This is a genomic window from Photorhabdus kayaii (genome assembly GCF_025384895.1).
Taxonomy (GTDB): Bacteria; Pseudomonadota; Gammaproteobacteria; order Enterobacterales; family Enterobacteriaceae; genus Photorhabdus; species Photorhabdus kayaii.
On the sequence record NZ_JAJAFZ010000032.1, the window covers coordinates 1 to 15,404 of the forward strand.

Sequence of the window (15,404 nt, forward strand, 5' to 3'; positions counted from 1 at the left end):
AAAACTAAATATGACCCGACCAGACAAATGATTCAGGAATTTCAGTGCCTGAAAGTGGCCTTTGATGGCTGGCGGCCAGCGTATTGTTTATTTCTAGAGGCCAAAGCGCGGTATGACCAGTTTTTTAAGGATAATAAACCTAAAAGATGGTGGAGAGGACGTTATTCAGCTAGAAATCAAGCAGAAAGGCATCAAACGGTTTGTGATGTACTAGAGGGGACACCTCACGTGGAATGGCACTTTTTGCAACCAATCAGTTATGGATATTTTAAGGTACTGTTTAGTAAACATAAAAATATTAATGTCCACTATACCCCCTGCGACAGTTTAGTTTAATCCGAGGTCAACATGGCGATAATCCGTTTAGAAATCAATGTGTATTACCAACAGCAGGAAACCATTACCGCGAATACGGTATTAATGGACTTGTTTAATATCACACGGCAAATTGATATCTTTTTTGGGCAGAAGAAGACTTGGTATTTAACAGGTTACTCTAGAAAACTAGCTCTGCAACATGTCGTGTTTGATGAGCAGGGGCCAACTGAAGCTGCTATAAAAAGTTTCGAAAAAGATTACAAAAAAAACTTTCCGGCGCTTATTACTGGCATATGGGATGGTGAAAAGGATGAATTATCTAGCGGCATAGATTATAGCAAAATGCCAAGTGTTCGTCCTAACTGGGTTTGGCTGCAATTGAGTCTAAATATTGACAGTCATCAACTTGATGTATTGCGGTTAATTAATTTGGTTAGCTATTTGGCCTTAAGCCGCAATTTACCCAATATTCAGGTAGAGTCGAATGAATATACCTTAAAAAGCAAACAGGTTTTCCCTGATCGCTTAAGCGTCGGTTGGATGCTTTACCAGCCCCGTATTATTGATAAATCTTACTTGCCTATGGCGGAAGATGTGCTTCCTGTGTATCAAAATAATGAACAGATAGGAACTCTGATTATTACCAAAAAAGGCATTTTTGATGGAAGAAATCAGGATGATATTGATAAGTCTAATGATGTTGAAATACAGTTGGTCAATTTGGGATTACTGCCATTAATTACCGAGGTTTAATGGGGATATTATTTACAATTGAAAAACGATGGAGAACTTTCATGTTAAAAGCAGTTATTCTGTTAGGTGATACGACAGATCATGGCGGTAAAGTTATTACCGCTATTGATGAATATACTCACAATGGTATTCCTATAGCAGGTAAAGAAGATTTGGTCGCGTGTCCCCAATGCAAAGGTGTTTTTCCTATTATTCAGGGTGCTGATTCTTTAAAATATAAAGGAAAACCTATTGCGCTTGAAGGAATGCAAACAGCTTGTAGAGCAAAATTGATTGCCAGTCAGAGTAACGGCCTATCCCAATAGGGCTATTTTATTTGCCATTTTGAACCTGGGCAGTGCTCAAAATCCTCACGTACTACGTGTACGCTCCGGTTTTTCCGCGCTGTCCGTGTTCAAACTGTCTGCAACAATTACTCCTATTGGGATAGGCGCTAAATTTACCCATGACTTTTGAAATCAATGGAGCTGACGTCCAATAAGACGGGCTCCACGATAAGCAAACTCCATAAGATCTCTAGAATAGTGATGAATTGGTTTTTTCAGTCACACTAATCACGTTCAATACACATGAATATTGAATATCGGAGCCCATAAATTAAAGATAGTGTCTGTTCAGTTCACTTTATTGGCTATTATCACCGTAATATGAAGTTGAAAATTTAAATCACTTTATGTGGGCCAAAACATTCATAGTGAATAAATTGTTCATCTATTCCCATATCCAATAACTGTTTCGCTACATATTGCATAAAGGGAACTGGACCACAGAAATAGAAGTGCATTCCTTCTGTTTTCAATGCCTCATTCAGAACTGCCAGATCCATAAAACCTTTGTATTGATAATGGATACCTTGTTGATCTTCATCCCTTGGTTCGCGATACCAAATTATGCTGTCGAAATTCGGCATTGCTTGCGCAATCGCGGCGACTTCATTACTAAACGCGTGATGGCCGCCGTGTTCTGCCGCATGTAACCAGTTAATTTGGCTATTATGGTTTTGCTGGTGGAGGTGATGCAACATGCTCATCATGGGAGTCAGGCCAACGCCCGCAGAAATCAAAGTAACCGGCATTTCTGATTTAATATCAAGGAAAAAATCGCCGCGTGGGGCGGCCAGCCAGACGGTATCGCCTTGTTGCATCTTATCGTGCATATGGTTGGAAACGATTCCTTGTGGCTCACGTTTAATCGCAATCCGGTAGCTGGAACCGTTTGGGGCTGCCGTCAGTGAATACTGGCGAATTTCTCGGTTAGCAAAACTATCATCTGCCAGATAAATGCTCAGATACTGACCAGGTTTGTAATCCATCACTTTCCCGCCATCCTGTGGCACAAATTCAAAGCTGCAAATTACCTCACTTTTTACCTCTTTCCGGCTGATACGGAATGGACGTAAGCCACGCCAGCCACCATCTGTTGATTCTCCGCTATGATAAATTTGCTCTTCACGATTGATAAAAACATCAGCGAGCACGCCGTAAGCTTTTCCCCAAGCATCCAGAATCTCATTTCCTGGCTGGAACATTTCATCCAGCGTTGCCAATAGGTGCGTACCGACAATCTGATAATGCGCTGGTTGGATATTCAAACTGGCGTGTTTATGAGCAATTTTTTCCACTGCCGGCAGTAGTACTTCTAGGTTATCAATATTGGCTGCATAGGCGCAGATCGCATTGAACAGAGCTTCACGTTGATCGCCATTAAGTTGATGACTCATATTAAAAATGTTTTTCAACTCAGGATTGTGTTTGAACATCCGCTCGTAAAAATGAGCAGTCAGTTTTGGGCCAGTAGCAGAAAGTAAGGGAATAGTGGATTTGACAGTGGCAATAGTTTGGCTATCCAGCATGGTGAAGCTCCTGAATTTCTTTCAAGTGGGTAATGAAATTTATAACATGTAATTTAAATGCAACTTATACCTTTTTGGGGATCTTGTAAATATAGAATGTGGTCTTTATGGTAAAAAAATAGTCATAATGGATATTTGTACTAAGGGAGGGACTTCTTTAGGCCGTAAATTCTGACAAAGAGGAAAAATGGAGCGTAATTTTCATTACCCTACTTTAGAGCAGATACTTTGCTTGCAATCGATATGCAATCGTTTGCGTAAAATATTTTGTCAAGACTATCTCATTAGGTGAAAAGGGTTTACACTGTGTGCCATTCGGCCCCTTGGGGTGTTGTTTGAAGAGAAGTTAGCTGAGTCAGGAGAACCCAATGTTAAAGCGTGAAATGAATATTGCTAGTTATGATCCCGAACTATGGCAGGCGATGGAGCAAGAAGTTGTTCGTCAAGAAGAACATATCGAATTAATTGCCTCTGAAAACTATACCAGCCCAAGAGTTATGCAGGCACAGGGCTCTCAACTCACTAACAAATATGCCGAAGGTTATCCGGGTAAACGCTATTACGGTGGTTGTGAATATGTAGACGTTGTTGAACAATTAGCTATCGATCGTGCTAAGGCGCTGTTTGGTGCTGATTATGCCAACGTTCAGCCACATTCTGGTTCTCAAGCAAATGCGGCAGTTTATATGGCTTTGTTGCAACCGGGCGATACGGTTCTGGGGATGAATTTGGCACATGGCGGTCATTTGACCCACGGCTCTCCGGTTAACTTCTCTGGTAAGTTATATAACGTTGTGCCTTACGGCATCGATGAAAACGGTAAAATCGATTATGACGATATCGCGGCACAAGCTCAAAAACATCAGCCAAAAATGATTATCGGCGGTTTCTCGGCTTATTCCGGTGTGGTTGACTGGGCAAAAATGCGTGAAATTGCAGACAGCATTGGTGCTTATTTGTTCGTTGATATGGCACACGTTGCCGGCCTGATTGCCGCAGGAGTATATCCTAACCCAGTTCCTCATGCTCACATCGTGACTACCACGACGCACAAAACATTGGCGGGTCCACGCGGTGGTTTGATCTTGGCGAAAGGCGGCGACGAAGATCTGTATAAGAAGCTGAACTCTTCAGTGTTCCCTGGCTGTCAGGGTGGGCCCCTGATGCATGTGATTGCAGGCAAAGCGGTGGCATTGAAAGAAGCAATGGAACCAGAGTTCAAAGCGTATCAACATCAGGTTGCTGATAACGCGAAAGCGATGGTTGAAGTGTTTTTGGCACGTGGTTACAAAGTCGTTTCTGGCGGTACAGAGAACCATTTGTTCCTGCTGGATCTGGTTGATAAAGACATCACTGGTAAAGATGCCGATGCTGCGTTGGGTCGAGCTAACATTACGGTAAACAAAAATAGCGTGCCTAATGATCCGAAGAGCCCATTTGTAACTTCTGGTGTGCGTATCGGTACGCCTGCGATTACCCGCCGTGGCTTTAAACAAGCAGAAGCGCGTGAATTGGCTGGCTGGATGTGTGATGTATTGGACAACATCAATGATGAAGCGACTATTGAAACAACTAAGCAGAAAGTTCTGTCTATTTGCGCAAGATATCCGGTTTACGCATAAATTAAAATTTCAATAAGTCTTACAAAACCTGCTCCGGCTAACATTGTTTGCTTAAGTGGGATATTGAGGAGTGATGCGTGGATTTTCCCCCGGGGAATATCTACTTCAAGATAACTCTCAGTATCTTAATTTCTTGAGCTAATCAAGTTAGGTAAGGGCGGGTTTTTTGCATTTTTTACCAGGGAGGACTAATGGTTATTCGATCGACGCGCTGGCTAGCGTTAGATTACTTCACATATTTCTTTTCTTACGGGATATTTTTACCTTTCTGGGCAACCTGGCTACAGGGTGAAGGTATAGAGCACGATATGATAGGGGTTCTATTGGGTGCAGGTTTGATTTCCCGTTTCTTGGGCAGTTTATTAATCGCACCTACAGTTAAAGATCCCGCAAAACTTATTTTTGCGCTACGTATATCAGCATTGATAACCTTTATTTTCATCGTTGGCTTTACATTAGGAAATCATTGGGCGTGGCTTCTGTTCGTCATGGTTGGCTTCAATCTATTTTTTTCGCCGATGATGCCATTGAGTGATGCGCTGGCGGGAACATGGCAAAAACAATTTCCTTTTGATTACGGCAAGATACGAGTTTGGGGTTCAATTGCCTTTATTATCAGCTCAGCATTAACCGGGGAATTGATCTCTGTCTGGGGACATCGTGCCATCCTCATCACGATATTGTTTAGCGTCTTCTCTACGTTGTTGGTGACATTACTTAGGCCCTCTATCATGCCTGTTGGTGAAGTCAAATCCGCCAAAGTGGATGTTGTGTCATTTAAGCAGTTGTTGTCTGAAAAACCGGTATGTCGGTTCCTGTTATGTGTCGCTTTATTGCAGGCGGCTCATGCGGGATATTACAGCTTCAGTGCGATTTACTGGAAAAATGCAGGCTATTCTGCCTCGGTAGTCGGTTATCTCTGGTCATTGGGCGTAGTGGCTGAAGTTATTATTTTTACTTTGAGTAATAAATTATTTCGGCGTTGGAATGCTCGTAATCTTTTGCTGCTTTCTGGTATATGTGGCGTTGTTCGCTGGGGATTGATGGGAACATTCACCTCATTACCGGTGTTAATTATCGTTCAAATTTTGCATTGTGGTACGTTCACTGTCTGCCATTTGGCAGCGATGCGTTTTATCGGTGCGAGAAGAGAAGGGGAAATTGTGCGTTTACAGGCGGCTTATTCTGCGTTGGCAATGGGGGGAGGTATCGCTGTCATGACGGTAATTGCTGGATTTATGTATGATTATCTGCACAGTGGCATTTTCTGGATGATGGCTTTGGTTGCTTTTCCTGCTATTTTCTTACGACCACAGGTTAAAGCTCATAATTATTAACAATATACATTTAGTTTCTTACAATATTTTTGTAAGAAACTAAATACCTCAATAAGATTTTTATGAGATATCATGTTGAATAAATTAACAATAAAAGATATCGCGCGCTTGGCTAATGTCAGTAAATCAACTGTCTCGCGAGTCTTAAACAATGAGAATAGTGTAAGCCCACAAGCACGTGAAAGAGTTGAAATGATTATCCAACAGAATAATTTTGTTCCATCTAAATCAGCAAGAGCGATGCGAATAAAGAGTGACAAAATCATTGCCTTAATTGTGTCGCGTCTGGGATCTTTCTCAGAGAATTTATCGATAAGTACCATGTTACCCTTGTTTTACCAGCGTGGTTACGACCCCATTATTATGGAAAGCAATTTTGATCCACAGCTTTTACAGGAACATCTACGTCAGTTGGCATTACGTCATGCAGATGGCATTATTTTGTTCGGTTTTACTGGATTGTCAGAAGAGTCCCTCTTCCCTTGGCGTGACAAAATAGTGGTATTTGCCCGTGAATATACAGGTTTTTCTTCTGTATGTTATGACGATATTGGAGCTGTCCGTTTATTGATGAATGAATTCTATCGGCGGGGGCACAGAGATATTAGTTTTCTTGGCGTAGATGATAGTGATACCACGACAGGTTTTCTTCGCCATCAATCTTATCTAACTTGTTGTGAACAGCAAGATTTGCGTCCGCTTGCTGTTCAATGTGATTTAAGCTATCAGAGTGGGTTTCAGCATGTTAATAAGGTATTGAGAGAGAAAACGACAGCTTTAATCTGTGCAACCGATAGTTTGGCATTAGGTGCATATAAATATTTGCAGCAAAATAATCGGGAAGATATACAAATAGGTAGCATTGGTAATACACCTTTATTGAAATTTTTATACCCTAACACGCTTTCTATTGATTTGGGTTATGGTGAGGCGGGTAAATATGCGGTTGGTCAATTAATTGCTCAAATAAATCGTCAATACCCAAAACAACAAGTAATCATTCCGAGTAAGTTGGCTTAAAAATAAGAAATATTTTCGTCTCAATGTGATCTTCAACCCACTTTTGGGAACGTTCCCATGACAAGCATAACCAAATGATATTAGGATAAAATTAGTTTACTAAGCATGCTAATTAGTAATTGATACTAACTTATGATGACTGGCTATTATGAAAAACAAAATAAATTCTAAAGATATAGAAAAACTAATTACATTAATCGGTGGTTGTGAAAATATAGCCAGTGTAACTCATTGTATTACCCGATTGAGGTTTATATTAGTTGAACCAGTTAAAGCCAAGCCGGATGAGATAAAGAATTTATCGATGGTTAAAGGCTGTTTTACCAATGCAGGGCAATTCCAGGTAGTGATAGGTACGAATGTTGGTGATTATTATCAGGTTTTAAATCGTTATCTTGGTCAATCTGAATTGAATAAAAAAGATAAACAGCAGGTTGAGAAGAAAAACATGAAATGGCAAGAGCGCTTCATTTCTAAGTTTGCGGAAATATTTTTTCCTCTCTTACCAGCATTAATTAGCGGTGGGCTTATTCTAGGTTTCCGTAACATTATTGGTGATATTCCTTTTAGTGAAGGCAAAACTTTAGCTCAAATATATCCTATTTGGAAAACGATATATGATTTTTTATGGCTGCTAGGAGAGGCAATATTTTTCTATCTGCCAGTGGGTATTTGTTGGTCGGCGGTTAGGATGATGGGTGGAACACCGATATTAGGCATTGTATTGGGAATAACACTGGTCTCGCCGCAATTAATGAACTCTTATTACTTAGGGCAACAAATCCCTGATATATGGAATTTCGGCCTGTTCACGATTGGAAAAGTGGGTTATCAGACGCAGGTTATTCCGTCACTTTTGGCGGGTATTACTTTGGGGTGGATTGAAATTCAGTTAAAACGGGTGGTTCCTAGTTATCTCTATTTGGTGATTGTTCCAGTAGTCTCGTTAATATTGGCAACCTTTTTAGCACATAGTCTTATTGGGCCATTTGGTCGGTTACTTGGTGATGGAGTAGCTTGGGTTGTTAAGGCGTTGATGACCGGAAGTTTTGCTCCTATTGGTGCAGCTTTATTTGGATTCCTTTACGCGCCGTTGGTGATTACCGGTATACATCAGACCACATTAGCCATAGATATGCAGATGGTTCAAAGTATAGGTGGAACACCGATCTGGCCTATTATTGCATTATCCAATATTGCTCAGGGATCGGCGGTTGTTGGTATTATTTTAGTCAGTAAGAAGCATAATGAACGTGAATTATCCGTACCTGCGGCTATCTCCGCTTATTTGGGCGTTACTGAGCCGGCAATGTACGGTATTAACATTAAATATCGATTTCCTATGTTCTGTGCCATGATTGGTTCCGGTTTAGCTGGGTTGATTTGTGGGTTGAGTGGTGTATTGGCAAACGGTATTGGCGTGGGTGGGCTGCCAGGTATTCTTTCGATCAAACCGCAATTTTGGCTAATTTACGCATTAGCTATGCTTGTCGCCATCATTGTTCCGTTGATTCTCACGACCGTTGTTTATCGAAAGAAGAATATGACCGGTATGTTAGCTGTTGAATAATGCTGTTAAATCTTCACAAGTAACAGATATAAAAATATACCCTATGGATTTCAAGATGGATCGCGACGGCAAGGGAGCGAATCCCCGGGAGCATAGAGAACTATGTGACCGGGGTGAGTGAGTGCAGCCAACAAAGAGGCAACTTGAAAGATGACGGGTATAACCATGTGGTTATTCAATTCAGGAAATATATTAATAAGGTGTTTTTGATGGACAAAATCATTCCGTGGTGGTTACAAGGCGTCATCTATCAGATATATCCTAAGAGTTTCCAGGATACTACGGGTAGCGGAACAGGCGATCTTAATGGCATTACTTACCGGCTTGATTATTTGAAGAAACTGGGCGTAGATGCTATTTGGGTGACGCCTTTTTACCTCTCACCACAGGTAGATAACGGTTATGATGTCGCTGATTATTATGCGATTGATCCGGCTTACGGCTCAATGGATGATTTTAAGCGTTTGGTTGATGAGGCACATCAACGTGATATCCGTGTCATCGTGGATATTGTTTTCAACCATACCTCGACTCAACATCCTTGGTTTAAACAAGCGCAAGATATTGATAGCCCTTATCGGCAATATTACATTTGGCGGGATGGGATACCTGGAACCCCGCCTAATAATTGGTTATCGAAATTTGGTGGTAATGCTTGGGCGTGGCATGAAGCAAGCAAGCAGTATTATTTGCACCTGTTTGCTGTTGAGCAGGCTGATCTAAACTGGGAACATGAACCCGTACGGGCTGAACTGAAAAAGATCTGCGAATTCTGGGCTGGCCTTGGTGTTGATGGTTTCCGTCTGGATGTCATTAACTTGGTTTCTAAGCAGCAAGACTTCCCTGAATCAACTCAGGGGGATGGGCGTCAGTTCTACACTGATGGCCCGCGTATTCATGAATTTCTGCAAGAAATGAACAGAGAGGTATTCCAGCCTGCCGGAGTGATGACCGTCGGGGAAATGTCTTCTACTTCACTGGAACATTGTCATCGCTATTCTTCATTAGATGGTGAAGAGTTGTCGATGGTTTTTGCTTTTCATCACTTAAAAATCGATTACCCTAATGGTGAAAAATGGGTTGCAGCGCCACCCGATTTTATTGAATTGAAGAAAATTTTTGCCAAGTGGCAGCAAGGCATGTACGAATGGGCATGGAATGCGCTGTTCTGGTGTAATCACGATCAACCCCGTATTGTTTCACGCTTTGGCGGTGAAGGTGTTTGGCGGGTGCCGTCCGCTAAAATGTTAGCAATGGTACTGCATGGTATGCAGGGAACCCCTTATATCTATCAAGGGGAAGAGCTGGGAATGACTAACCCTCACTTTTCTCATATTGAAGAGTACCGGGATATAGAAAGTTTAAATATTTATCAAGAGAAGATTGAGCAGGGCAATGATAAACAACAAATCTTATCGGTCTTAGCGAAGAAATCTCGTGATAATGGGCGAACGCCAATGCAGTGGGATACGACTGCTAATGCAGGGTTTACTCAAGGGGAGCCGTGGATAGCGCTGAATAGTGATTACCAGGATGTGAATGCTGAAAACGCTATGCAGGATGATGATTCAGTTTTTCATTGTTATGCCCGTTTAATCAAGCTGCGTAAGGAATATCCTGTATTGACTTATGGCAGCTATGAAGACTTATTACCATCTCATCCTTCTCTTTGGTGCTATGTGCGTCGTTGGGAAAATCAGACGTTGTTGGTTATTGCTAATCTCAGTGTTGAAGTGCAGGAATGGTCGCTGGACGCTTCTTTATCCGATTGCTCATGGGTTAAATTGATGGGGAACTATCCTGAAAACCATTTACCTGCAAAAGATATGCAGCTACAGCCTTATGAAGCTGTTTACTGGTTAGTGGAGTAACAACGGTCTTTGTTGCTATACCCGTCATCTTTCAAGTTGCCTCTTTGTTGGCTGCACTCGCTCACCCCGGTCACATAGTTTGCTATGCTCCCGGGGATTCGCTCCCTTGCCGTCGCGATGCATCTTGAAATCTTTAGGGTATAGAATTTACTGGAATTAACGTTTCAATGCTTCTGATAATTCATCACGCATTTCAGCCAGAATATCTTTAACAACGCGTGGATTACCTGCAACAATGTTGCCGGAATGAATATAATTATGACCGCCAACGAAATCAGTTACGATACCGCCAGATTCACGAACTAACAGTTCGCCACCCATAAAATCCCACGGTTTTAGGCCAATTTCAAAGTAACCATCCACCCGACCAGCCGCAACATAAGCCAGATCCAGTGCAGCGGAGCCTGTACGACGGAAGTCAGCACAACGAACAAATAATTTACCTAAGGTATTAATAAAAACAGTGGAATGATGTTTTGCTTTAAATGGGAAACCTGTTGCCAGAATGGTGCCATCCAGATCACGGGCATTGGTACCACGTAGACGGTAGCCATTCAACTGTGCCCCTTGACCGCGGGTTGTGGTGAAAAGCTCATTACGCATTGGGTCATAAACAACTGCAACTTCAGTACGGCCTTTAATGCGTACCGCAATAGAGACGGCGAAGTGAGGGAGGCGTTTGATAAAGTTAGTCGTGCCATCCAGTGGATCGATTACCCATTGAATATCAGCCTCTTCGCCTAAAAGCTCGCCACTCTCTTCGGTAATCATCGAGTGTTTAGGATAAGATTTGCGAATAACGTCGATAATGAGTGCTTCTGCGGCTTTGTCAACGTTGGTAACAAAGTCGTTACTGCCTTTTTGGCTAGCTTCAACCGCATCGGGAGTTTCATAATTTTTGGCAATTAAGTTGCCGGCTTTACGCGCTGCGCGTATAGCGATAGTCAGCATCGGATGCATGGGATATCTTCCACCAGGATGTTAAAGAACGGGTAATTAATCGGCGCATAGTATAGCAGTAATTCGGAAAAATGACTAATGCTGTGTTAAGATATTTGGCTCTTATAACTATCCAGACTATTCAGAAGTTGTCATGTTAGAAAATATCCGCATTATCCTGGTTGAAACTTCCCACACTGGAAATATGGGGTCAACCGCCCGGGCAATGAAAACAATGGGATTAACCAATCTTTATCTGGTTAATCCTTTGGTTCTGCCAGACTCTCATGCGATTGCGCTTTCTGCGGGTGCTAGTGATGTTATTGGTCATGCGACGATTGTCGATAGTTTGGATAAAGCGCTGGCGGGTTGCGGCTTGGTGATTGGTACCAGCGCCCGTTCCAGAACGTTATCATGGCCGGTGGTCGAGCCTCGTGAATGTGGTGAGCGTAGTGTTCAGGAGGCTGCACATGCGTCGGTTGCCATTGTTTTTGGCCGTGAGCGGGTAGGGTTGACCAATGAAGAATTGCAGAAGTGCCATTATCATCTGAATATTCCAACTAACCCGGAGTATGGTTCATTAAATCTGGCAATGGCGGTTCAACTTGTCAGTTATGAAATCCGTATGGCCTATTTGGCGCGTCAGGATAAAAATGAGCAAAAAACCGATGAAGTGGAATATCCATTAACTGATGATATGGAACGCTTTTATCATCATCTCGAATCTGTGTTAAATGATTCTGGTTTCATTCGAAAAGCACACCCAGGCCAAATAATGAATAGATTAAGGCGGCTTTTTACCCGTGCCCGGCCTGAAGCGCAGGAACTGAATATTTTGCGTGGTATTTTGTCTTCCGTTGAAAAATGGGCGAAGAAATAGTTGAGTAAATTACTAGGTTAAATAGTTGACTAAAACACTCAGGAATGACACAATTTCTTCATATTTCACCACGGGGTAATTCATTTATGAGATTGACATCTAAAGGGCGTTATGCGGTAACTGCTATGCTTGATGTGGCGTTGCACTCACAAGAAGGCCCGGTACCATTGGCCGACATTTCTGAACGTCAGGGTATTTCCCTCTCCTATCTTGAACAGTTATTTTCTCGCCTGCGCAAAAATGGTCTGGTTTCAAGTGTCCGTGGTCCGGGTGGCGGTTATTTATTGGGCAAAGATTCCAGTGAAATTGTTGTTTCCGAAGTGATTTTTGCTGTTGATGAATCGGTAGATGCTACCCGTTGTCAGGGTAGGGAAGGGTGTCAGGGCGGCGATCGTTGTCTGACTCATACTTTATGGCGCGATTTAAGTGATCGTATTACCGGTTTCCTGAGCAGTATCAGTTTAGAAGAATTAGTCAATAACCAAGAAGTATTGGACGTTGCTGATCGCCAGGATAACGATAAACGCCGTGCACCTAACGGCAGAGCACAAGAAACAATTAATGTCAATCTGCGCCCATAAGCAGAACTTGTGATGAATTGAAGTATTAGAAGTAGGGAGCATGTGAGTAATGAAATTACCAATTTATTTAGACTACTCAGCAACGACACCGGTTGATCCGTGTGTTGCTGAAAAGATGATGAACTATCTGACTAGGGACGGGATATTTGGTAACCCCGCTTCTCGTTCACACCGTTTTGGCTGGCAGGCTGAAGAAGCGGTTGATATTGCCCGTAATCAGATAGCTGATTTAGTGGGGGCGGATCCGCGAGAAATTGTTTTTACTTCTGGCGCAACGGAATCTGACAATCTTGCCATTAAAGGGGCGGCTAATTTTTACCAGAAAAAGGGTAAACACATCATTACCAGCAAAACCGAACATAAAGCGGTGCTGGATACTTGCCGTCAATTGGAACGTGAAGGATTTGAAGTCACTTATTTGGCACCTCAGAGCAACGGGTTGATTGATTTAAACGATCTGGAAGCCGCGGTGCGTGATGACACCATTCTGATTTCTATCATGCATGTTAACAATGAAATTGGCGTGGTACAGGATATTACCGCTATCGGTGAAATGTGTCGCAGCCGCGGAATCATTTTCCATGTTGATGCCACTCAGAGCGTAGGCAAACTGCCAATTGACTTAACCAAACTGAAAGTTGATTTGATGTCTTTCTCGGCCCATAAGATTTATGGGCCGATGGGGATTGGCGCACTGTACGTTCGCCGTAAACCCCGCATTCGCATTGAAGCACAACAACATGGTGGCGGTCATGAACGTGGGATGCGTTCTGGTACTTTGCCTGTTCATCAAATTGTGGGTATGGGTGAAGCTTACCGTATTGCCAAGCAGGAAATGGAGAGTGAATCTCAGCGTCTGCGTGGTCTGCGGTTGCGTCTGTGGCAGGGTATCAAAGATATCGAAGAGGTCTTCCTTAACGGAGATTTAGAGCACGGTGCACCGCATATTCTGAATGTCAGCTTCAACTATGTTGAAGGTGAATCACTGATGATGTCATTAAAAGATCTGGCGGTTTCTTCGGGTTCTGCATGTACTTCTGCCAGCTTGGAGCCTTCCTACGTATTGCGTGCGTTGGGGATGAATGACGAACTGGCTCACAGCTCTATCCGTTTCTCTTTAGGGCGCTTTACGACAGAAGAAGAGATCGACTACGCCATTGAATTGATTCACAAATCTATTGGCCGCCTGCGTGAACTTTCTCCACTGTGGGAAATGTTTAGACAAGGTGTGGATCTAAATAGTATCGAATGGTCTCATCATTAATCAGAGGGTTTCAGGAGTAATAACATGGCTTACAGCGAAAAAGTAATTGATCACTATGAAAATCCACGTAACGTCGGTTCTTTCGATAGTGAAGATCCAATGGTTGGCAGCGGCATGGTCGGTGCCCCTGCGTGTGGTGATGTGATGAAACTGCAAATCAAAGTCAATAATGAAGGCATTATTGAAGATGCGCGTTTCAAAACTTACGGTTGCGGTTCTGCGATTGCTTCCAGCTCTTTAGTCACTGAATGGATGAAGGGCAAATCCCTGGAGCAGGCAGAAGCGATTAAAAATACTGAAATTGCAGATGAATTAGAACTGCCGCCAGTGAAAATCCACTGTTCTATTCTGGCAGAAGATGCGATTAAAGCAGCGATTGCGGATTACAAAAGTAAATGCCAGGGCAAATAATTGCCCTTGATAATAAGAAAATAGAAAAAAATTTGGTGGATACGGGCTGTTACATACCATCCGGTATCCGCCTTTGCTGGTTTTAATAAGTGAGGTTGTTGTATGTCAATTTCCCTTACAGAAAGTGCCGCACAACGCGTTTCGTCATTCCTGAGTCACCGTGGAAAAGGTGTTGGTTTGCGTCTGGGCGTCAGAACATCAGGCTGCTCAGGTATGGCCTATCTGCTTGAATTTGCCGATATGATTAACGAAGATGACACCGTGTTTGAAGATAAGGGTGTCAAAGTTATCATAGATGGCAAGAGCATGGTCTATCTCGACGGTACGGAACTGGATTTTGTTAAAGAGGGCCTTAATGAAGGCTTTAAATTCAACAACCCAAATGTTTCCAGCGAATGTGGTTGTGGAGAGAGTTTTAACGTTTAATTCCGTTTTTCGGCCAAATCCAGAGTAAGTTTAGATTATGGACTATTTCACTTTATTTGGGCTGCCGGCTCGTTATGCTGTTGATCGAGAACAACTGGCAAGCTGTTATCAAGAATTGCAGCGTCAGTTTCATCCGGATCGCTTTGCTAGTCAGCCAGAGCGTGAAAAAACGCTGGCATTGCAGCAGGCAGTGACTATCAATGACGGTTATCAAACGCTTAAACATCCACTGAAACGCGCTGAATATATGCTCTCTCTGCATGGTTTTGATTTAGCCAATGAACAGCACACCATGAATGACAATGCTTTCCTGATGGAACAGCTTATGTTGCGGGAAGAATTGGAATGTATTGCCAGTGAAACCAATGCAGAAGTGGCATTGGCTGATTTTGCTACTCGCCTGAATGGGATGATTAAAACCCGTAATCAGCTAATGGTGCAGCAATTGGATGAACAGCAGTGGGAGCAAGCAGCCGATACGGTGCGTAAATTACGTTTTTTGGATAAATTGCAACAGCAGGTTGAGCAACTAGAAGAACGTTTATTGGACGACTTTTAAG

At 42.6% G+C, this 15,404-nt stretch carries 15 protein-coding genes and 1 pseudogene; 14 read left to right on the forward strand and 2 right to left on the reverse strand.

Features of this window, described 5'->3' with window-relative positions:
• The 3 genes from LGZ98_RS13055 to LGZ98_RS13065 form a co-directional block, all read left to right on the forward strand.
• Positions 1–336 (forward strand): Tox-REase-5 domain-containing protein (locus LGZ98_RS13055; protein WP_262978160.1); only part of this gene is annotated, 336 nt, incomplete at its 5' end.
• A gap of 12 nt (positions 337–348) precedes the next feature.
• A complete protein-coding gene (locus tag LGZ98_RS13060; RefSeq protein WP_113041698.1) occupies positions 349–1,071 on the forward strand; it encodes an Imm52 family immunity protein in 723 nt (240 codons plus the stop codon).
• A gap of 41 nt (positions 1,072–1,112) precedes the next feature.
• The gene (locus LGZ98_RS13065; protein ID WP_113041699.1) at positions 1,113–1,376 is read left to right on the forward strand and encodes a PAAR domain-containing protein; all 264 of its coding nucleotides are present in this window, start codon (positions 1,113–1,115) and stop codon (positions 1,374–1,376) included.
• Positions 1,377–1,732: 356 nt separating this feature from the next.
• Here the strand turns inward: LGZ98_RS13065 and hmpA are convergent.
• Positions 1,733–2,926, reverse strand: a pseudogene (hmpA, locus tag LGZ98_RS13070) (NO-inducible flavohemoprotein); the annotation flags it as partial.
• A 365-nt stretch (positions 2,927–3,291) separates the two neighbouring features.
• Between hmpA and glyA the strand changes: the two are divergent.
• The 5 genes from glyA (at position 3,292) to treC (ending at position 10,343) form a co-directional block, all read left to right on the forward strand.
• Positions 3,292–4,545, forward strand: a complete 1,254-nt coding sequence (gene glyA / locus LGZ98_RS13075) for a serine hydroxymethyltransferase (protein ID WP_113041701.1) — start codon at positions 3,292–3,294, stop codon at positions 4,543–4,545.
• Positions 4,546–4,736: 191 nt separating this feature from the next.
• The gene (locus LGZ98_RS13080; RefSeq protein ID WP_113041702.1) at positions 4,737–5,882 is read left to right on the forward strand and encodes a 3-phenylpropionate MFS transporter; all 1,146 of its coding nucleotides are present in this window, start codon (positions 4,737–4,739) and stop codon (positions 5,880–5,882) included.
• 72 nt (positions 5,883–5,954) lie between these two features.
• Positions 5,955–6,902, forward strand: a complete 948-nt coding sequence (gene treR, locus LGZ98_RS13085) for a trehalose operon repressor TreR (protein ID WP_228900779.1) — start codon at positions 5,955–5,957, stop codon at positions 6,900–6,902.
• A 148-nt stretch (positions 6,903–7,050) separates the two neighbouring features.
• The gene (treB, locus tag LGZ98_RS13090) at positions 7,051–8,472 is read left to right on the forward strand and encodes a PTS trehalose transporter subunit IIBC (protein WP_262978161.1); all 1,422 of its coding nucleotides are present in this window, start codon (positions 7,051–7,053) and stop codon (positions 8,470–8,472) included.
• A 209-nt stretch (positions 8,473–8,681) separates the two neighbouring features.
• Positions 8,682–10,343 (forward strand): alpha,alpha-phosphotrehalase, encoded by a 1,662-nt coding sequence (gene treC / locus LGZ98_RS13095; protein ID WP_262978167.1) that lies wholly within the window; start codon positions 8,682–8,684, stop codon positions 10,341–10,343.
• A gap of 156 nt (positions 10,344–10,499) precedes the next feature.
• Here the strand turns inward: treC and suhB are convergent, their stop codons facing one another.
• Complete coding sequence (gene suhB, locus LGZ98_RS13100) at positions 10,500–11,303, reverse strand: inositol-1-monophosphatase (RefSeq protein ID WP_262978162.1); 804 nt, start codon at positions 11,301–11,303, stop codon at positions 10,500–10,502.
• Between the two features lie 133 nt (positions 11,304–11,436).
• Between suhB and trmJ the strand changes: the two genes are divergently transcribed.
• The 6 genes from trmJ to hscB all read left to right on the forward strand — a co-directional run bounded on the left by trmJ (position 11,437) and on the right by hscB (position 15,403).
• Positions 11,437–12,162: a tRNA (cytosine(32)/uridine(32)-2'-O)-methyltransferase TrmJ gene (gene trmJ / locus LGZ98_RS13105; RefSeq protein ID WP_262978163.1), complete on the forward strand. Its 726-nt coding sequence runs from the start codon at positions 11,437–11,439 to the stop codon at positions 12,160–12,162.
• A gap of 86 nt (positions 12,163–12,248) precedes the next feature.
• Entirely contained in the window at positions 12,249–12,743 is a 495-nt protein-coding gene (gene iscR, locus LGZ98_RS13110; RefSeq protein ID WP_113041708.1) for a Fe-S cluster assembly transcriptional regulator IscR, read from the forward strand.
• Between the two features lie 49 nt (positions 12,744–12,792).
• Positions 12,793–14,007, forward strand: a complete 1,215-nt coding sequence (locus tag LGZ98_RS13115) for an IscS subfamily cysteine desulfurase (protein WP_113041709.1) — start codon at positions 12,793–12,795, stop codon at positions 14,005–14,007.
• A 24-nt stretch (positions 14,008–14,031) separates the two neighbouring features.
• Positions 14,032–14,418, forward strand: coding sequence for a Fe-S cluster assembly scaffold IscU (iscU, locus tag LGZ98_RS13120; protein ID WP_112876332.1), 387 nt, complete (start codon positions 14,032–14,034; stop codon positions 14,416–14,418).
• A gap of 102 nt (positions 14,419–14,520) precedes the next feature.
• A complete protein-coding gene (gene iscA / locus LGZ98_RS13125) occupies positions 14,521–14,844 on the forward strand; it encodes an iron-sulfur cluster assembly protein IscA (RefSeq protein ID WP_113041710.1) in 324 nt (107 codons plus the stop codon).
• Between the two features lie 37 nt (positions 14,845–14,881).
• A complete protein-coding gene (gene hscB, locus LGZ98_RS13130) occupies positions 14,882–15,403 on the forward strand; it encodes a co-chaperone HscB (RefSeq protein ID WP_113041711.1) in 522 nt (173 codons plus the stop codon).
• Position 15,404: the final 1 nt, after the last annotated feature.